Annotated in this window: 14 protein-coding genes; 3 read left to right on the plus strand and 11 right to left on the minus strand. The window is 70.2% G+C overall.

Features of this window, described 5'->3' with window-relative positions; all coding sequences use genetic code 11:
* Positions 1–774: 774 nt before the first annotated feature.
* On the minus strand, positions 775–2,259 hold the full coding sequence (locus MCBMB27_RS25365) for a methyl-accepting chemotaxis protein (protein ID WP_075381552.1): 1,485 nt from the start codon (positions 2,257–2,259) through the stop codon (positions 775–777).
* Between the two features lie 452 nt (positions 2,260–2,711).
* The gene (gene pucL / locus MCBMB27_RS25370; protein ID WP_075381553.1) at positions 2,712–3,554 is read right to left on the minus strand and encodes a factor-independent urate hydroxylase; all 843 of its coding nucleotides are present in this window, start codon (positions 3,552–3,554) and stop codon (positions 2,712–2,714) included.
* Positions 3,555–3,726: 172 nt separating this feature from the next.
* On the opposite strand from pucL, the gene MCBMB27_RS25375 reads away from it, so the two are divergent.
* The 3 genes from MCBMB27_RS25375 to MCBMB27_RS25385 are packed head-to-tail and all read left to right on the plus strand — an operon-like array spanning position 3,727 to position 8,638.
* Positions 3,727–4,566, plus strand: coding sequence for an FAD binding domain-containing protein (locus MCBMB27_RS25375; protein WP_075381554.1), 840 nt, complete (start codon positions 3,727–3,729; stop codon positions 4,564–4,566).
* Positions 4,563–7,298, plus strand: a complete 2,736-nt coding sequence (locus MCBMB27_RS25380) for a molybdopterin-dependent oxidoreductase (RefSeq protein ID WP_075381555.1) — start codon at positions 4,563–4,565, stop codon at positions 7,296–7,298. The genes MCBMB27_RS25375 and MCBMB27_RS25380 overlap by 4 nt, the downstream gene beginning before the upstream one ends.
* Positions 7,298–8,638: an NCS2 family permease gene (locus tag MCBMB27_RS25385; RefSeq protein WP_075381556.1), complete on the plus strand. Its 1,341-nt coding sequence runs from the start codon at positions 7,298–7,300 to the stop codon at positions 8,636–8,638. The genes MCBMB27_RS25380 and MCBMB27_RS25385 overlap by 1 nt, the downstream gene beginning before the upstream one ends.
* A 16-nt stretch (positions 8,639–8,654) precedes the next feature.
* Here MCBMB27_RS25385 and MCBMB27_RS25390 read toward each other — a convergent pair whose 3' ends face one another.
* The 9 genes from MCBMB27_RS25390 to MCBMB27_RS29790 all read right to left on the minus strand — a co-directional run bounded on the left by MCBMB27_RS25390 (position 8,655) and on the right by MCBMB27_RS29790 (position 17,705).
* Positions 8,655–9,101: a PTS sugar transporter subunit IIA gene (locus MCBMB27_RS25390; RefSeq protein WP_075381557.1), complete on the minus strand. Its 447-nt coding sequence runs from the start codon at positions 9,099–9,101 to the stop codon at positions 8,655–8,657.
* 45 nt (positions 9,102–9,146) lie between these two features.
* Positions 9,147–9,875, minus strand: coding sequence for a response regulator transcription factor (locus MCBMB27_RS25395; protein WP_043356449.1), 729 nt, complete (start codon positions 9,873–9,875; stop codon positions 9,147–9,149).
* Positions 9,872–12,589 (minus strand): sensor histidine kinase, encoded by a 2,718-nt coding sequence (locus MCBMB27_RS25400; protein ID WP_075381558.1) that lies wholly within the window; start codon positions 12,587–12,589, stop codon positions 9,872–9,874. The genes MCBMB27_RS25395 and MCBMB27_RS25400 overlap by 4 nt, the downstream gene beginning before the upstream one ends.
* Before the next feature lie 156 nt (positions 12,590–12,745).
* Positions 12,746–13,351: a K(+)-transporting ATPase subunit C gene (locus tag MCBMB27_RS25405; RefSeq protein WP_075381559.1), complete on the minus strand. Its 606-nt coding sequence runs from the start codon at positions 13,349–13,351 to the stop codon at positions 12,746–12,748.
* A 22-nt stretch (positions 13,352–13,373) separates the two neighbouring features.
* The gene (gene kdpB / locus MCBMB27_RS25410) at positions 13,374–15,464 is read right to left on the minus strand and encodes a potassium-transporting ATPase subunit KdpB (protein ID WP_043755116.1); all 2,091 of its coding nucleotides are present in this window, start codon (positions 15,462–15,464) and stop codon (positions 13,374–13,376) included.
* A 56-nt stretch (positions 15,465–15,520) separates the two neighbouring features.
* Positions 15,521–15,718, minus strand: a complete 198-nt coding sequence (locus MCBMB27_RS25415; RefSeq protein ID WP_075381560.1) for a hypothetical protein — start codon at positions 15,716–15,718, stop codon at positions 15,521–15,523.
* Between the two features lies 1 nt (position 15,719).
* A complete protein-coding gene (kdpA, locus tag MCBMB27_RS25420; RefSeq protein ID WP_075381561.1) occupies positions 15,720–17,435 on the minus strand; it encodes a potassium-transporting ATPase subunit KdpA in 1,716 nt (571 codons plus the stop codon).
* A gap of 22 nt (positions 17,436–17,457) precedes the next feature.
* Positions 17,458–17,547 (minus strand): K(+)-transporting ATPase subunit F, encoded by a 90-nt coding sequence (locus MCBMB27_RS25425; protein ID WP_020091582.1) that lies wholly within the window; start codon positions 17,545–17,547, stop codon positions 17,458–17,460.
* Positions 17,548–17,558: 11 nt separating this feature from the next.
* Positions 17,559–17,705 carry a hypothetical protein gene (locus MCBMB27_RS29790; RefSeq protein WP_158498429.1) on the minus strand — a complete coding sequence of 49 codons (147 nt, stop codon included), beginning with the start codon at positions 17,703–17,705 and terminating at the stop codon, positions 17,559–17,561.
* Positions 17,706–17,964 lie beyond the last annotated feature (259 nt).

A 17,964-nucleotide genomic window follows, 5' to 3' on the forward strand; every position in this document is an offset into this window, starting at 1 on the left:
TCCACGGGCACACGAAGACGATGAAGGCGACCAATCCCATGGACCATCTCCCGGCGGACCGTGTGTGACGTCAAGAAACGCTCGCCGATTTCGCCGGATCCGCCTCATTGTCCGCAGCCCGGGCTTGGCGCGCCATCGCGATCAATTCCGATGCCGTAAAGCCGCGGTGCGGAGGCGGTTCAGGGAGGTTGCCCGGGGTCGGCAAGCGCGGCGCCGGCGGAAGGGGCGACGCCCGCCCCGGCCACAACCGCTTCAGCCGACCTGCCTTGCGCAAGGTTCGCTCCACCACGCATCCGTCTCCCGCTCACGAACTGCGGTGACGGGTAGGCGAGGGCCTGCCGCCGGGTAAGCCGGCCCGGGACAAGTGTGCAGCCGAGGCCCGGCGCGTAGCGTATGGCCCACCCTCTGGGCGGCCGCCGGCATTGCCCTATGGCACGCTCTTCAGACGCGAGACGCACACGGGCTCAGACCCGATCAGCCCGCACCGCCGGTTGCCGTGCGGACAGCCGGTGCAGTTGAGCTGTCTCGTCATCCGCGACATTGCCGTCGACGCTCGAAGTCCGGCTGGTCGGACCCGCGCGCGAGCCCGAAGGTCTCGTTCTGCAAAATCGTTTGACCAAATTGCTTCAAATACAGCTCATTGCGGCGCACGATATTGAATAAGCCAGTAATCTCGTCCGGCTACGGATGGGCGATCCGGCATACGCGAGTGCCGACGCGCGTGCGGATAGCGGCGGAAGTGTTTGACCCGCGCGACGTCCGGCCCTTCCACCTTCAGCCGAAGGCGCGCGAAGCTTCCCGGACCTGACGCGTCGCCCGGTCTGCGCGGGCGCTGGCCTGCGCGATCGTGTTCATGCCCGCCGAGATCGCGGACACATCCTGCGCTGCGGTCTGCATGCTGCCGGACATCGCCCGCATGACCACGGATTGTTCTTCCACCGCAGCCGCGAGGGTGGACGATACCGTGTTCAACGTATGGATCGTTCCCTGGATCGCATCGATGGCGTCGACGGCCTCACGGGTTGCTGACTGGGTAGAGGCAATCTGGAGTCGGATCTGGTCCGTCGCCCGGCCGGTCTGGGCAGCGAGGGTCTTCACCTCCGTGGCCACCACCGCGAAGCCGCGTCCGGCCGCGCCGGCCCGCGCCGCCTCGATGGTCGCGTTCAAAGCCAACAGATTGGTCTGGGCAGCGATCCCGGAGATGAGGCCGAGGACATCGCCGATCTGGGTGGCGTTTTCGCTCAGCCCCGTCACGATCTGACCGGTGCGCTGCGCCTGTTCCACGGCTTGTCCCGCGACATCCGCCGCGTGATTCACCTGCCGATTCATGTCGTCCACTGACGCGGACAGCTTTTCCGCGCCGATGGCGACCGACTGGATGTCGCTCGACACGCGGCCGACGCGCGTGACCGCCTCGTCGGCTTGGCGCGTGACGTCCGCCACGGCGCCGCCAATGGCGTCGAGTTCATCACCGATCGCGCGCTGCGCGGCCGCGCGTTGCTGCCGTTCATGGACTTGCGCAGTGATGTCGGTGGCGAATTTGACGACGCGGATCGGTTTGCCGTCCACGTCGGTGATGGGGTTGTACGTCGCCTGGATCCAGATTTCGCGACCGCCCTTTCCGGTGCGTTTGAAGGCCCCGGATTGAAATTCGCCGCGCGCCAACGCAGCCCAGAACAGGCGGTAAGCCTCGCTGGTGCGCTCGGCCTCGCTCACGAACAGGCTGTGATGGCGTCCGACGATCTCGTCCAGTTCGTAACCCACCGCGTTCAGAAAATTGGGATTGGCGGTGACGATGGTGCCGTCGAGGGAGAAGGCGATGACGGCCTGCGAGCGATGCAGCGCGGTGATCTGCCCTTCGAGATCGAGGGTCCGCAGCTTCTGCGCCGTGATGTCGGTGGCGAATTTGACGATCTTCACCGGCTTGCCGCCCGCGTCGAGCACCGGATTGTAGGTTGCCTGGATCCAGACCTCGCGGCCACCCTTGGCGAGGCGCTTGTACTCGGCGCTCTCGAACGTACCGTGCCGCAGGCTCTCCCAGAAACGGCGATAGTCCTCACTCTCTCGCACGGCCGGTTCGACGAACAGGCTGTGGTGACGGCCCTGGATTTCCGCGAGCGTGTAGCCCATGGCCGCGAGAAAGTTCTCGTTGGCGTCCAGAATTGTGCCGTCGAGCGCGAACTCAATCGTGGCAAGGGATCGGCTCAGAGCTGCAAGTTTTGCGGCTTGGTCGTTCCGAGTCCTGAGTCCCTCGAACATTGATCCTCCACATATAACGACCGCGGTGCGGCAGAAGCGCGCAACAGCACGGTCGAAGCTGGCTTTTATCTAGTCCAGGCGTCGTTTGTCGTCCCAAACGACCTTGGGTTCTCACCGACGCCCCAGCCAATCGACATCTTTCATAGGTGCGTACCGTTTCAGTGCCGTTAAGGGCCCGCCGCCCTACATCAGAATCACACGCGATGACCGGCGAGAACGGACTGTCCAGTAAACCCCGAGTCATCGCCCAGAGATTGTGCCCTTACGTTTCAGGGCTTGATCTTGGACAATCCTGCGTTGTGCGCAGCGTGAGCTTTTCCGGCGGACTGACGCGCCGTGCTCTGCCCCGGCGCGGAGCAACCGGTATCCGCCCTGCAGGCGGCGGTCCCGCTGTCGCCGGGGAGCACCGACGGACGGGCGCCGTTTCCAGGCCCGTCGCGCGTCGAGGGACGTCAGGCGATCCGGCCGATCGTCGCCTCGATGCGACCGGCAGGCTCGTCCGTCGGCAGAAAGACGGTTCCAGCATTGTCGAGGCCGAATGCCGTGAGGTCGATCGGCAGGTAATGCTTGTTGGGCATCACGAAGCCGATCTCGGCGAGTTCCGGAACCGCGTCGAGCGCGGCCTCACCCATCCGGTACATGCTGTCCTGAATGCCTCGGCTGTAGGTCGTGCCGAACACCGTGAGCAGCGTCTGGAGGATGCGGGCATTGGCCTCGCTGCAATCGGGAGGGGGCGACGCCCATGTCCAGGTCGCATCCATGCTGGTGGCGGCGATGCGATCCGTCGTATCCGGCAGCGTCCGGTATCGGTCCGCAACGAAATCCGACCAGCCCGATTGGGTCGTCTTCATGAAGGTGTAGCCCCGCAGGCCGGAGCGCAGCGTCGAACCGGCTCGGCTGGCGGTGAGCGCCACGAAGCCGGTGCCGTTCCCGTCCCGCGTGAAGGTATGCCCGTGCGGCGCGCCCGCAATCGCGTGACGCAGCCAGCGGATCTCCTCTGCCTCGATGCCGACGGCCTCGATCTGCGGATAGGTCTTGAGCAGGACCTGCGCGACCGCGGCGACGAAGGCTTCCGCGTCGAGAGTCAGGTTCTGCGCCGCCGTGACGTTGACGATGTTCCTGAGGCTGTCGGTGGCGATGGCGGCGCGGTTGTCCCCCGTGGTCCAGGCGGCCTCGAACCGGCCGGTCAGCATGACCGACAGCGTCAGCTCCCGCGGCGTATGGTGCTCGCCGTCGCGGGCGAGACGCAGCACACGAACCCGCTCCTTGCCGTAGCGCGATGCCGTAAGGGCCATGGGGATCTCCGAGCGGGCCGCAGCCGGCCATCTCACGCGATTCTGATTCATCCTAGGCCGAGGCGGGCGGGGGCGCCAAGGTTCCCCGGCACCGCCGCGGCTTGACCGGTGCCTCATATCGGCCGGCATAGTGAAGGGCCGGACCGAACCGGCACCGGACCGGCGAGGGGGCATGGACCTCAATACAATCGAGACCGTCCTGCGTCCGCGCAGCCGGATCGAGTTGCCCGTCTGGCAGGACGGCGATGCCTGCCTGGGCGGCGGCACGTGGCTGTTCTCTGAGCCGCAGGTCGGGATGCGGCGCCTCATCGACCTCGCGACCCTCGACTGGCCGCCGCACACGATCGACGCAGGCGGCCTCACTTTGGCTGCGACCTGCACCATCGCGCAACTCGACCGGCTGGAATTGCCGCCGGGCTGGAACGCGGCGCCCCTGGTCGGCCAGTGCTGTCGGGCGCTGCTCGGCTCCTTCAAGATCTGGAACGTGGCCACGGTCGGCGGCAATGTCTGCCTCGCCCTCCCGGCCGGCCCGATGATCGCCCTCGCGACCGCCCTGGACGCGACCTGCACGATCTGGTCCGCGGACGGGACCGAGCGCCACGTCCCGGTGATCGACTTCGTCCTCGGTCCGCAGCGCAATGCCCTGAGACCGGGCGAAGTCCTCCGCAGCCTCTCGATGCCGGCCGCTGCCCTTGCGCGCCGCACGGCGTTCCGCCGCGTCAGCCTCAGCCCGAACGGCCGTTCCGGCGCGCTGCTCATCGGGACGCGCGCCGCGGACGGCGCCTTCGCGCTGACCGTCACGGCCTCGGTGACGCGTCCGCTCCGCCTGACCTTCGACGAGTGGCCGAGTCCGGATGCGCTGACGCGTGCCCTCGACGCTGCGATTCCAGATGCCCTCTATCACGACGATGTCCACGGCCGGCCCGACTGGCGCCGCCACATGACCCGGCACTTCGCCGAGGAGATCCGCGCGTCGCTCGACGCGGCGCCGTCGCCGGGAGCCGCGTCATGAAGGTTATGATCAACGGCGCGATGCACGAGGGTTCGCCGCGGGCCGGACAGTGCCTGCGGACCTATCTGCGCGAGGCGGGCTGGTTCGGCGTCAAGAAGGGCTGCGACGCCGGCGATTGCGGCGCCTGCACGATCCATCTCGACGGCGAGCCGGTCCACAGCTGCCTCGTCCCGGCATTCCGCGCCGAGGGCCGGAGCGTGACGACGATCGAAGGCCTGGCGGGTCCCTGCCATCCCGACGATCCCGAGCCCGCCGAGTTCCATCCGACGCAGCAGGCCTTCCTGGACGCCCAGGGCTTCCAGTGCGGGTTCTGCACGCCGGGCATGATCATGACGGCGGCGAGGCTCGACCAGGGGCAGAAGCAGGATCTCGGCACCGCCCTCAAGGGCAATCTCTGCCGCTGTACCGGCTACCGCGCCATCCGCGAGGCCATCGCGGGCAGCGCAAGGTCCGTAGAGCGCGGCGGCTGTGGAGATCCGGTCGGGCGGAACTGCCCGGCGCCGGCTGCGCCGCTTGTGGTGTCCGGTCGCGCCCGTTTCACCCTGGACGCCCCGCTCGGCGACACGCTCCATCTCAAGGTCCTGCGCTCGCCCCATGCCCATGCCCGGGTCGTGGCGATCGACGCCGCGGCGGCACGCGCCGTCCCGGGGGTCGTGGCCGTGCTGACCCATGCGGACGCACCGACGCGCCGGTTCTCCACCGGCCGCCACGAGGATCCGCGGGACGATGCGTCCGACACGCGGGTGCTCGACCCGATCCTGCGCTTCGTGGGCCAGCGCGTCGCCGCCGTGGTGGCGGAGTCTGAAGCGGCCGCCGAGGCCGGCTGCCGGGCCCTTCAGGTCACCTACGAGGTCCGCCCGGCGCTCCTCGATCCGGACCGCGCCCTGGAGCCCGACGCGCCCCGGGTCCACGATCCCCGCGACGGCCCGGGCGATGATGCGCCGCCCCTCGGACGCCACCCCAACCTCGCCGGCGAGGTCCACGGCGCGGTCGGCGACGTGGAGGCCGGCTTGGCCGAAGCCGACTTCGTCTATGCCGGGACGTTCCGGTCGCAGCGCGTCCAGCACGCCGCCATGGAGACCCATGGCTGCATCGGATGGCGCGCCGAGGACGGCCGCCTGACGCTGCGCACGAGCACCCAGGTGCCGTTCCTGACCCGGGACGCGCTGGCCGACCTGTTCGGCCTGGAGAAGGACGCGGTGCGCGTGGTCTGCGCCCGGGTCGGGGGCGGCTTCGGCGGCAAACAGGAGATGCTCACCGAGGATCTCGTCGCCCTGGCGGTCCTGCACACCGGCCGGCCGGTCCGCTGGGAGCTGACCCGCCGGGAACAGTTCGTCGGAACCACGACGCGTCATCCGATGCGGGTGGATGTGAAGGTCGGCGCCCGGCGCGACGGCACGCTGACGGCGCTCAGCCTGGACGTCCTGTCCGACACCGGCGCCTACGGCAACCACGCCGGCGGCGTGATCCATCACGCCTGCAACGAGGTGCTGGCCGCCTATGTCTGCCCGAACAAGCGGGTCGATGGCCGCGCCGTCTACACCCATACGCTGCCGGCGGGGGCCTTCCGGGGCTATGGGCTGAGCCAGACCATCTTCGCCCTGGAATCCGCCCTGGACGAGGTGGCCCGCGGGCTCGGCCTCGACCCCTTCGCGCTGCGGCGGCACAACGCCGTCAAGCCGGGCGACGCCCTGGTCTCGAACAGCCTGGAGCCCCACGACGTGGTGTTCGGCAGCTACGGCCTCGACCAGTGCCTGACCCTGGTCGAGGAGGCGCTGCAAGCCGAGCCGGGACCGGAGCCGGAGGCCGGCTGGCGCTCCGGGACAGGCATGGCGGTGGCGATGATCGACACGATTCCCCCGCGCGGCCACCATGCCGATGCGCGGGTCGGCCTGGACGCCGACGGGCACTTTACCGTGCGCGTCGGGACGGCGGAGTTCGGCAACGGCACCAGCACGGTGCATCGGCAGATCGCGGCCTCGGCGCTCGGCGTCGCGCCGGAGCGCGTTCGCATCGCGGGCGCGGACACCGATGGCGTCGGCCACGATACCGGCGCCTATGGCAGCACGGGGACCGTTGTGGCGGGTCTGGCGACGCTCCGCGCCGCGGAGGCGCTCGCGGTCCGGATCCGCACGCGGGCGGCGGAAATCGCGGGTGTGTCCCCCGATGCCTGCCGCGTGGCCGGGGATGTCGTCGATACGCCGGCCGGGCCGGTGACGCTCGCGGCGATCGGACCGCTCGACGCGGCCGGCCGGGCCGACGGCAGCCCGCGCTCGGTGGCGTTCAACGTCCACGCCTTCCGGGTCGCGGTCGATCCCGTGAGCGGGGTGGTGCGCATCCTGAGGAGCGTTCACGCCGCCGATGCCGGGCGGGTCATCAACCCGATGCAGTGCCGCGGACAGGTCGAGGGCGGCGTCGCGCAGGCGATCGGCGCAGCGCTCTACGAAGAGGTCCGCGTCGGTGCGGACGGGAGCCTCATCACGCAGACGTTCCGCGACTACCACATCCCCGCCTGCGCCGACGTGCCGGACACCGAGGTCCTGTTCGCCGACACGTACGACAGCATCGGCCCCCTCGGCGCCAAGTCGATGAGCGAGTCGCCCTTCAACCCGGTGGCGGCGGCGCTCGGCAACGCGATCCGCGACGCGACCGGCGCGAGGCTGACCACGACCCCCTTCGCCCCCGACAGGATCTACCGGGCCGTGGCGGCCGGCAGGACCGGGCTCTCGTGATGGATCAACCGCGGGATGCCACGCCGGCGGCCAAACCCGGCTTTCTGGAGCGCACCTTCCGCCTCGCCGAGCACGGCACCAGCGTGCGCACGGAAGTACTGGCGGGGCTGACCACCTTCCTGACGATGGCCTACATCGTCTTCATCAATCCGAGCATCCTGGCGGATGCCGGCATGCCGCGGGGCGCGGTGTTCGTGGCGACCTGCCTCGTGGCGGCGCTCGGCTCGCTGATCATGGCGCTCTACGCCAATTACCCGATCGCCCTCGCGCCCGGGATGGGTCTCAACGCCTACTTCACCTACGTGGTGGTCCAGCAACTCGGCTTCAGCTGGCAGGCCGCCCTCGGGGCGGTATTCATCTCGGGGCTGTGTTTCCTGATCGTCACCCTGACCGGGCTGCGCGCGCTCATCGTCGACGGGATCCCGCGCTCCATGCGCATCGCCATCACGGTGGGGATCGGCCTGTTCCTGGCGATCATCGCGCTCAAGAATGCCGGCCTCGTGGCGGCGAACCCCGCGACCCTCGTCACCCTTGGCGATCTGCACAAGCCCGAGACGATCCTGGCGGTGGTCGGCTTCCTGATGGTGGCCGTCCTGTCCGCGCGGAAGGTTCGGGCGGCGCTGCTCGCCAGCATCCTGACGGTGACGGCTTTGAGCTTCGTGTTCGCCGGCAACACCTTCCAGGGTGTCGTCGCCCTCCCGCCTTCCATCACCCCGACGCTCTTTGCCCTCGACATTCCGGGGGCGCTCTCGGCGGGCCTGCTCAACGTGATCCTGGTCCTGTTCCTGGTCGAGCTGTTCGACGCCACCGGAACGCTGATGGGCGTGGCGAACCGCGCCGGGCTCCTGACAGACGGGCGGATGCGCCGCCTCGACCGGGCCTTGATGGCCGATTCCGTCTCGGTCTTCGCGGGCGCGCTTCTCGGCACGTCGAGCACCACGGCCTATCTGGAGAGCGCCTCCGGCGTGGAGGAGGGCGGCCGCACGGGGCTGACGGCCGCCACCGTGGCGGTTCTGTTCCTCGCCTGCCTGTTCTTCGCCCCTCTGGCCGGTGCCGTCCCGGCCTACGCCACGGCACCGGCGCTGTTCTACGTCGCCTGCCTGATGCTGCGGGAGTTGGTGGAGCTCGACTGGGACGATCTCACGGAGGTGGTGCCGGCCTGCGTGACGGCCCTCCTGATGCCCTTCACCTACTCGATTGCCACCGGCGTCTCCTGCGGGTTCATCACCTACGCGGCGCTGAAGCTGCTCGCCGGCCGGGCCCGGGAGGTGAAGCCGATCGTCTGGGTGATCGCGGCGGTGTTCCTGTTCAAGTTCGTCGAGACGGGCGGGGCGCATTGACGGCCGGGCCGCACGGCTACCGGGGCATCGCCGCCTCATAGAGAGCCGCCGCATCCCGCGCCGCACGCATGGCCGCGGCGGCCTCGGGATCGCGCAGGCGCCGTGCCACGCAGGCCAGAGCGTTAAGCGGCTCGCCCTCGGCGGCCGTGGGGAGCAGCAACAGGAAGACGAGGTCCACCGGCCGGTCGTCGACCGCCTCGAAATCGATCGGCTCACGGAGCCGGGCGAGGATCCCATACGGGCGCGTTATCGCGTCGAGGCGCGCATGCGGCAGGGCGATGCCGTCTCCGATCCCGGTCGAGCCGAGGGTCTCGCGCCGGACGAGCGCCGGATAAATCGCCCCCGCGCTCAGGCCGAGGGCGCCGGCCGCACGGCGTGCCAGCTCCTCGAGCAACGCGCCTTTGCTGGCCATGCGCAGGCCGACGAGGGCGTCGGCCGGCACGAGGATCTGGTCCACGGTCATCGCGCGAAATCGCGGGCGCAGGGACGCATCGGGCTATCCTCGAGATCAGTGGGTCGCGGCGCCGTCGGCGGCGCGGGGATGCGGGACCGGCTCGTCGTCAGGCGCGCGCAGGCGGTAGCCGACGCCGGTCTCGGTCAGCAGGAGGCGCGGCCGTTCGGGATCGGCCTCCAGCTTCTGGCGAAGCTGGCGCACGTAGACGCGCAGATATTGCGGATCGGACGAGGACGGGACCGAGCGCATGAGCTGCGCGTGGGTCAGCACCTTGCCGGCATGCAGCACCAAGACGCGCAGGAAGTCGTATTCCCGCGGGGTCAGCTTCACCTCGGCCTCGTCGACTTTCACGATCCGGCGGACGAGATCGACCGAGAGATTGTCGACGCGGAAGATCGGCCGCTCGCCCCGCGCGGCGAGCTGGTGGCGCATGGCGGCCCGCAGGCGGGCCAGCAGCTCCGCCATGCCGAAGGGCTTGGTCACATAATCGTTGGCGCCGAGATCCAGCGCCTCGACCTTGCCGCCCTCGTCGTCGCGGCTCGACAGCACGACGACGGGCAGATCGGGATGGCTCGCCCGGACCGCCCGCAACAGATCGTGGCCGCGCATGTCGGGCAGGCCGAGGTCGAGGATCACGAGGTCCACTCCCTCGCGCCCGAGCAGCGCCAGGGCAGTCCGGGCGTCGGGCGCCTCCAGGACGGCGTAGCCCTGCGTGGCGAGGCCCATGCGCAGGAGCTTGCGGATCGGCGGCTCGTCGTCGACCACCAGGACCGTGGGGCTCATGCGGCGATGTCCTTGGGCGCAGTTCGGGCGGGCACGGGAAGGCTGATGGTGAAGCAGGCCCCGCTCCGGTCCCGGCGATTTCCGGCCGTGACCGTGCCGCCCATCGCCTCGACGAAGCCCCGGGAAATGGCGAGCCCCAGCCCGGTGCCGGCCCTGACCCGATCGCCCTTCCGGACGCGGTAGAACTTGTCGAACACCCGCTCGACATCCGCCTCGGGCAGGCCGTCTCCTTCGTCCAGCACGGCGATCCGGACCCGGTCGTCGGCGCGGCGGACCTGCAGGGTGACGGTCGAGCCCTCGGGCGCGTATTTGGCGGCGTTGTCCAGGAGATTGACCAGAACCTGTTCGAACAGGACGGGGTCGAGCGCCAGGGCCGGCAGGTCGGGCTCCACCTCCACGGCGACGCGATGCGCGGCGAGGATCTTCTGGGTGCGGCGCAGGGCCGTGTCGACGGTCTCGGCCACGTCCTGCGCCGAGAGGTTCGGTGCCACCGCGCCCGCCTCCAGCCGGGTCATGTCGAGGAGGTTGGCGATGAAGCGATTGAGCCGCTCCGATTCCTCGATGATCGTCGCCAGCAGCTCCGCCTTCGCGTCTGCCGGAAGCGCGGATTCGAGGTCGCGCAGCGTGCTGGCCGCGCCGAGCACCGACGCGAGGGGCGTGCGCAGGTCGTGGCTGATCGAGGTGAGCAGCGCCTGGCGCAGGCGGTCGGTCTCGGCGGCGCGCTCGGCCCGGTCGAGATCCTCCACGAGCCGGACCCGCTCGATGGCGAGGGCGCCCATGTCGGCCAGGGCGTCGAGGAGGCGGCGGCCCTCCGGCGACAGGATCGGTCCGGTGCCGTCGGAATCGAGGCCGATCACCCCGATCGTGCCGCGCCCGGTCCGCATCGGCAGAAACAGCCGCTTGGCCCCCGGCAGCGTGTCGGCCCCGCGGCCCGCCGGCCGGTCGTTGTCGAAGGCCCATTGCGCCGCCGCCAGATCGGCCTCGTCCAGCATGTCCTCGGGCGGGTAGCCGGCCCGGACCGTAACGGCCTGACCGTCGGGCAGCAGCAGGACGACGCGGACCTTCAGCATCGCGGCGACCTGGGCGCAGGTGGCCCAGAGCACGTCGTCCAGGGTGCCGCAGGCGGCGAGCTTCCGCGAGAAGCCGAACAGCCGCTCGGTGGCCCGGGCGCGGCCCTGGCTGACCACCGCCACGCGGCGGGCGCGGGAGGCGAGGTTCGAGACCAGCACCGCCACCAGGGTGAAGAGCAGGAAGGCCGCGACGTTGGTCGGGTCGGCGATGGTGAGCGTGTAGACCGGCGGCAGGAAGAAGAAGTTGTAGGCGAGCGAGGCCGCCACCACCGCGGCGAGCGCCGGCCCGAGCCCCCAGCGCACCGCCACCGCGACGATGGCGGTCAGAAGGAAGAGGTCGGCGTTCTCGACGCCGGCATAGGGCTCAGCGAGGATGGCGGCGCCGAGCCCCGCGGCGACGGCCGACAGCGCGACCGCGTAGGGCCGCGCCTCGAAGCCCGACCGCGACGGGGCGACCGCGACGGGGCGGCGCGGCTGCGTCGTATCCGGAACGGCCTCGCCGGGGACCACGTGCACGCTGATGGCGCCGCTGCCCCGCACGAGATCGTGCACCACGGAGCCGTTGAGCAGCTCGAACAGCCATGACCGGTTCGCCTTGCCGACCACGATGTGATTGACGTTGGCGGACCGGGCGTAGTCGAGCACGTCGTCGGCGATCCGGCGGCCGCCCGGGAGAGTGACGGCATCGCCGCCGAGCCGGTCGGCGATCCGCAACGCTTCGGCGATCCGGTCGCGCTCGGCCTCGCTCAAGGTCGCCGCGCGGGCCCCCTCGATCGAGAGCGCCGTCCAGGGCGCATGCAGGCGGTCGGCGAGGCGCTTGGCGTAGCGCACGAGGCCTGCGGAGCGGGGGTCCTCGTTCACGCAGACCAGCACGCGCTCGCCCGCCGCCCAGGGGCCGGCGATGGCGTTGGCCCGCATGTGGCCGAGCAACTCGTCGTCCACCCGGTCGGCGGTGCGCCGCAGCGCCAGCTCGCGGAGCGCCGTCAGGTTGCCGCGGGAGAAGTAGTGCTTCAGGGCCCGCTCGGCGTGGGTTGGGACATAGACGTTGCCGTCCTTCAGGCGCTGGATGAGGTCGTCGGGGTTGAGGTCCACAACCTCGATGTCGTCGGCGCGGTCGAGAACGCCGTCCGGCACCGTCTCGCGCACCCGGATACGGGTGATCGAGGCGACCACGTCGTTGAGGCTCTCGACGTGCTGGATGTTGAGCGTCGTCAGAACGTCGATGCCGGCATCGAGAAGCTCCTCGACATCCTGGTACCGTTTCGGGTGGCGCGAGCCCGGGGCATTGGTGTGGGCCAGCTCGTCGACCAGCGCCAGCGCCGGCCGGCGGGCGAGGAGGGCGTCGAGGTCCATCTCCTGAAGGACGGTGCCGTGATACGGCACCGACCGGCGGGGGATCGTCTCGAAGCCGTCGAGCAGGGCCTCGGTCTCGGCCCGGCCGTGCGTCTCGACCACGCCGATCACGACGTCGATCCCAGCCTTCAGCCGGGCCCGGCCGATGGTCAGCATCTCGTAGGTCTTGCCGACCCCCGGGGCGGCCCCGAGAAACACCTTGAGGCGCCCGCGCGTCCGCTCCTCCCGGCGCGCCGCTTCGAGCAGGGCGTCGGGCGAGGGGCGGGTCGGGTCGCGGGTGGTCTCGGGCATGAACCTCGTCTCAGGAGCAGTCTGTCTCGGGCCATCCGGTCCTCGCCCTCAGCCGGTGGCCTCGCGGTGCTCCGGCCGGATGCGCGATCCCCGGCCATCCCCGTCGGGGCCGCTGACGCGGCTCTTCAGGATGCGGGCGGGGATCGGACGTGTCCATCACCGCCGGGCGAGATCGTCGACGGCGAGGTTCAGCGCTAGGACGTTGACGCGCGGCTCACCCAGGATGCCCAGGCTGCGGCCCTCGATTCGGGCGGTCACGAGGTCGCGCAGCTTGTCCTCTGGGATATTGCGCGCCTTTGCGACGCGGGGAACCTGGAAGTAGGCGGCCTCGGGCGAGATGTCCGGATCGAGGCCGGAGCCGCTTGTCGTCACGAGATCGACGGGCACCGGGGCGCTCGGATTCTCGGCCTTCAGCGCGTCGACATCGGTCTTCACCCGCTCCGCCAGCGCCGCGCTGGTCGGGCCGAGATTCGAGCCCGAGGAATTGGCCGCGTTGTAGGGCGCCGGCACCGTCTTGGAGGCGTCGGCGGGGTCCGGCGCCGTCGTCGCGGAGGGCCGGCCGTGGAAGTAGCCGGCGCCGGTGAAGGCCTGGCCGATCAGGCTGGAGCCGATGACGGTGCCGTCGCGCTCGATCAGGCTGCCGGCGGCCTTGGCGGGGAAGATGGCGCCGGCGAGGCCGGTCATCGCGAGGGGGTAGGCGAGTCCGGTGATCGCGGTCAGCGCGGTGAGCAGGACCAGGGCGGGGCGAAGCTGTTTCAGCATGGCGGGTCTCCGATGGACCGGTTCAGACGAGGTGGAGGGCGCTGACGGCGAGGTCGATGGCCTTGATGCCGACGAAGGGCACGAGGACGCCGCCGAGCCCGTAGATCAGGAGGTTCCGGCGCAGCAGAGCGGCCGCGCCGACGGCCCGGTAGGTGACGCCGCGCAGGGCCAGCGGGATCAGCGCCACGATGATCAGCGCGTTGAAGATGATCGCCGACAGGATCGCGCTCTGCGGCGAGGCGAGGCCCATGATGTTGAGGGCCTGAAGCTGCGGATAGAGACCCAGGAACATCGCCGGGATGATGGCGAAGTACTTGGCGACGTCGTTGGCGATCGAGAAGGTCGTCAGCGCGCCGCGGGTCATCAGCAATTGCTTGCCGATGCCGACGATCTCGATGAGCTTGGTCGGGTCGCTGTCGAGATCGACCATGTTGCCGGCCTCGCGGGCCGCCACGGTCCCGGTGTTCATCGCGACGCCGACATCGGCCTGGGCGAGGGCGGGGGCGTCGTTGGTGCCGTCGCCGCACATGGCGACGAGCTTGCCGTCCGCCTGCTCCTTGCGGATCAGCGCGAGCTTGTCCTCCGGGGTGGCCTGGGCGAGGAAATCGTCGACGCCGGCCTCCGCCGCGATGGCGGCCGCAGTCATCGGGTTGTCGCCGGTGATCATCACCGTGCGGATGCCCATCTGGCGCAGCTCCGCGAAGCGCTCGCGAATGCCGCCCTTCACAATGTCCTTCAGGTAGACGACGCCGAGCAGCCGCCCGTCCTGCGCAACCGCGAGGGGCGTGCCGCCGGCCTTGGCGATCTCCTCCGCGATGGCGCGGATCTCCTTGACGGCGCCCGTCTCCGGAGCCGGCTGGAAGGCGAGGGCGGCGTTCGAGCCCCGGCTCGCCACGGGCTGGCCGGACAGGGACGCGATCACGGCGTCGACCGCGCCCTTGCGGATCGAGGCGCTCTCCAGATCGACGCCCGACATGCGCGACTGCGCGGTGAACGGCACGAAGGTGGCGTTGAGACCCGCCATGTCGCGGGCGCGGATGCCGTACTTCTCCTTGGCCAGCACGACGATCGAGCGGCCCTCCGGCGTCTCGTCCGCCAGGGAGGCGAGCTGCGCCGCGTCGGCGAGCTCCTGCGCGCTCACGCCGGAGACCGGGCGGAACTCGGTGGCCTGCCGGTTGCCGAGCGTGATCGTGCCGGTCTTGTCGAGGAGCAGGGTGTCGACGTCGCCCGCGGCCTCGACGGCGCGGCCCGACATGGCGAGCACGTTGAAGCGCACCAGCCGGTCCATGCCGGCGATGCCGATCGCCGAGAGCAGCGCGCCGATCGTCGTGGGGATCAGCGTGACGAACAGGGCGACGAGGACGATCACGGGGATCGAACCGCCCGCGTAGCTCGCGAAGCTCGGGATCGAGGCCACCGCGAAGACGAACACGATGGTGAGCCCGGCGAGCAGGATGTTCAGGGCGATCTCGTTCGGCGTCTTCTGCCGCGAGGCGCCCTCCACCAGGGCGATCATCCGGTCGACGAAGGTCGAGCCGGCCGCCGCGGTGATGCGGACCTTGATCTCGTCCGAGAGAACCTGCGTGCCGCCGGTCACCGCTGAGCGGTCGCCGCCGGATTCGCGGATCACAGGGGCGGATTCGCCCGTGATGGCGGCCTCGTTCACGGAGGCCACGCCCTCGATCACCTCGCCGTCGGAGGGGATCAGGTCGCCGGCCTCGACCAGGACGACGTCGCCGACCTTGAGGGCGGTGCCCGGCACCGTCTCGTAGGCCCGGCCCGCGCCCTTGAGGCGCTTGGCCGTCATCTCGGTGCGGGTGCGCCGCAGGCTGTCGGCCTGGGCCTTGCCGCGCCCCTCCGCGAGGGCCTCGGCGAAGTTGGCGAAGATCAGGGTGAACCACAGCCAGAGGATGATCTGGCCGGAGAAGGCCAGGTCGTTGCCGCCGGTGACGAGGTCGCGGGCGAACAGGACCGTGGTGAGCGCCGCCACGACCTCGACCACGAACATGACCGGGTTGCGGATCATGGCGCGGGGATCGAGCTTCCTGACGGAGCCGATGAGGGCCGGCCCGATCAGGGCGGCACTGAACAGGGATGATGTCTGACGCGACATGGAAGATGTCCGGAAGGGGTGGGGAGCCCGGCGCGGCGCGCCGGGCGCTTTTGGGATCAGAGGGCCAGCCTGCCGGCCGTCAGTGCGTAGGCGGCCAGGAGGGCGAAGCCGCCGAGCAGGACGACGCCGAGGAGCGCCAGGACGAGGTCCGACGTCCGCAGGGGCGGGGCACCGGCGCGATCGCGCCGGTGGGGCTGCCGGTGCAGCACGAGGTGGTGGCGCGCGACGCGCCGGGCGGGGAGGGTGCGCGGCATCTCAGCCCCCCGTCGCGAAGGTCTGGCCGGCCGCGCCCGCGAGGTGCTCGACCACGGGGCCCAACGCCAGGGATGGGAAGAAGGTCAGGCCGCCGATGATGAGGATCACGCCGACCAGCAGCCCGACGAACAGGCCGCCATGGGTCGGGAACGTGCCCGCCGAGGCCGGGACCGTCTTCTTGGCGGCAAGCGAGCCCGCGATGGCCAGGACCGGGATCTTCACGAAGAACCGGCCGACCAGCATGCCTATGGCCAGGGTGCTGTTGTAGAACAGCGTGTTGGCCGTCAGCCCGCCGAAGGCCGAGCCGTTGTTGGCCGCCGCCGACGTGTAGGCGTAGAGGATCTCCGAGAAGCCGTGCGGGCCGGCATTGGCCGGGCCGGCGAGGCCCGCCGGCACCACCGTCGCCAGGGCGGTGAAGCCCAGCATCATCAGCGGCAGGCAGAGGATGCCGAGCATGGCCATCTTCACCTCCTTCGCCTCGATCTTCTTGCCGAGGTATTCGGGGGTGCGGCCGACCATCAGGCCCGCCACGAAGATCGCTACGATCACGAAGATCAGCATGCCGTAGAGGCCGGCGCCGACGCCGCCGATGATGATCTCGCCGAGCTGCATGTTGAGCAGCGGGATCAGGCCGCCGAGCGCCGTGAACGAGTCGTGCATGGCGTTGACGGCGCCGCAGGAGGCCGCCGTAGTGATCACCGCGAACAGCGCCGAGGCGGCGATGCCGAAGCGGGTCTCCTTGCCCTCCATGTTGCCGCCGGTCAGCCCGAAGCTGTTGAGCACCGAGCTGCCGTGGGCCTCGGCCCAGTAGGTGACGAGGACGCCCGCGAGGAACAGGATCCCCATGGCGCCGAGGATCGCCCAGCCCTGGCGCTCGTCGCCGACCATGCGGCCGAAGACGTTGGTCAGCGCGGCGCCGATCACGAAGATCGAGACCATCTGGACGAAGTTCGACAGGGCGGTGGGGTTCTCGAACGGGTGCGCGGCGTTGGCGTTGAAGAAGCCGCCGCCATTGGTCCCGAGCATCTTGATCGCCACCTGGCTCGCCACCGGTCCGAGCGCGAGGGTCTGGTGCGCGCCCTCCAGGGTCGTGGCATCGACGTAGGCGCCGAGCGTCTGCGGCATGCCCTGCCAGACGAGGAACAGCGTGTAGGGCACGCAGATCGGCAGCAGCACGTAGAGGGTGGCGCGGGTCACATCGACCCAGAACGAGCCGATCGTGCCCGACGAGGCGCGGGCGAACCCGCGGATCAGCGCCACCGCCACCGCGATGCCGGTCGCCGCCGACAGGAAGTTCTGGTGCGTCAGCCCCAGCATCTGGGAGAGGTACGAGAGCGTGGTCTCGCCGCCGTAGGACTGCCAGTTGGTGTTGGTGATGAAGCTGGTCGACGTGTTGAACGCGAGATCCGGCGCCACTGCGGTCTGATCGGCCGGATTGAGCGGCAGCACCGCCTGCAGCCGCAGGATCGCGTACAGCACCGCGAAGCCCAGCACGTGGAACAGGATGACCGCGCCCGTATAGGCCAGCCAGTGCTGCTCCTGGCGGGCATCGATGCCGGACATGCGGTAGAGCCCGCGCTCGACGGGGCCGAGCACGGGTGAGAGGAGGGTGCGCTCTCCGGTGAAGACCCGGGTCATGTACGATCCGAGGGGCTTCACGAGCGCCAGAACGACCGCGCAGTAGAGCGCGATCTGGATCCAGCCGTTGAGGTTCATGGGGGAGATCCGTCAGGGCCGCTCAGAACCGCTCGGGGCGGACGAGGGCATAGGTGAGGTAGACGAGGAGGCCGGCGGTCACGCAGGCGCCGAGGGCGAGATCGAGGGTCATGGCGGACTCTCTCAGAGCCGATCGCAGGCGGCCGCGTAGCCGGCCGCGGCGGCGAAGAAGGCGAGCGCTCCGGCGAGGAAGACGATGTCGAGCATGGGGGTCAGGTCCGGTTCGGCGGACCGGCCGCGGAGGTTCCGCACCCGGCCTTGGCCGACCATCAGTGTCGCCTCGAACCGCGTTAGGGTTCGAGCGAGGACCGGGGCGGAACTTATAAGGGTCGCGTTAGGATCGTGCGCGTCCGACGAAGCTCGCACGCAACGCGCCGCAGGCTGTCGGCATCGTCAGCCGCGCGGCGCCGGGGCAGAGCGCACGCCACAGCGCCCGATCCAGCCGGATCACGCCCGCGGCCTCGCCGCGAATGCCGCCATAGATCAACCCACAAGCGTGGCAGCGCCCGGCGACGGGCACGATGGGGCA

This window comes from Methylobacterium phyllosphaerae, from assembly GCF_001936175.1.
GTDB classification, from domain to species: domain Bacteria; phylum Pseudomonadota; class Alphaproteobacteria; order Rhizobiales; family Beijerinckiaceae; genus Methylobacterium; species Methylobacterium fujisawaense.

Excerpts from the sequence above, each read along its gene's own strand:
- MCBMB27_RS25400 (WP_075381558.1), bottom strand. The coding sequence starts at position 12,589 with ATGCCCGAGACCACCCGCGACCCGACCCGCCCCTCGCCCGACGCCCTG.
- MCBMB27_RS29790 (WP_158498429.1), bottom strand. The coding sequence starts at position 17,705 with ATGGTCGGCCAAGGCCGGGTGCGGAACCTCCGCGGCCGGTCCGCCGAA.
- MCBMB27_RS25365 (WP_075381552.1), bottom strand. The coding sequence starts at position 2,259 with ATGTTCGAGGGACTCAGGACTCGGAACGACCAAGCCGCAAAACTTGCA.
- MCBMB27_RS25395 (WP_043356449.1), bottom strand. The coding sequence starts at position 9,875 with ATGAGCCCCACGGTCCTGGTGGTCGACGACGAGCCGCCGATCCGCAAG.
- kdpB (WP_043755116.1), bottom strand. The coding sequence starts at position 15,464 with ATGTCGCGTCAGACATCATCCCTGTTCAGTGCCGCCCTGATCGGGCCG.
- MCBMB27_RS25405 (WP_075381559.1), bottom strand. The coding sequence starts at position 13,351 with ATGCTGAAACAGCTTCGCCCCGCCCTGGTCCTGCTCACCGCGCTGACC.
- MCBMB27_RS25385 (WP_075381556.1), top strand. The coding sequence starts at position 7,298 with ATGGATCAACCGCGGGATGCCACGCCGGCGGCCAAACCCGGCTTTCTG.
- kdpA (WP_075381561.1), bottom strand. The coding sequence starts at position 17,435 with ATGAACCTCAACGGCTGGATCCAGATCGCGCTCTACTGCGCGGTCGTT.
- MCBMB27_RS25380 (WP_075381555.1), top strand. The coding sequence starts at position 4,563 with ATGAAGGTTATGATCAACGGCGCGATGCACGAGGGTTCGCCGCGGGCC.
- pucL (WP_075381553.1), bottom strand. The coding sequence starts at position 3,554 with ATGGCCCTTACGGCATCGCGCTACGGCAAGGAGCGGGTTCGTGTGCTG.
- MCBMB27_RS25375 (WP_075381554.1), top strand. The coding sequence starts at position 3,727 with ATGGACCTCAATACAATCGAGACCGTCCTGCGTCCGCGCAGCCGGATC.
- MCBMB27_RS25390 (WP_075381557.1), bottom strand. The coding sequence starts at position 9,101 with ATGACCGTGGACCAGATCCTCGTGCCGGCCGACGCCCTCGTCGGCCTG.
- MCBMB27_RS25415 (WP_075381560.1), bottom strand. The coding sequence starts at position 15,718 with ATGCCGCGCACCCTCCCCGCCCGGCGCGTCGCGCGCCACCACCTCGTG.
- MCBMB27_RS25425 (WP_020091582.1), bottom strand. The coding sequence starts at position 17,547 with ATGACCCTCGATCTCGCCCTCGGCGCCTGCGTGACCGCCGGCCTCCTC.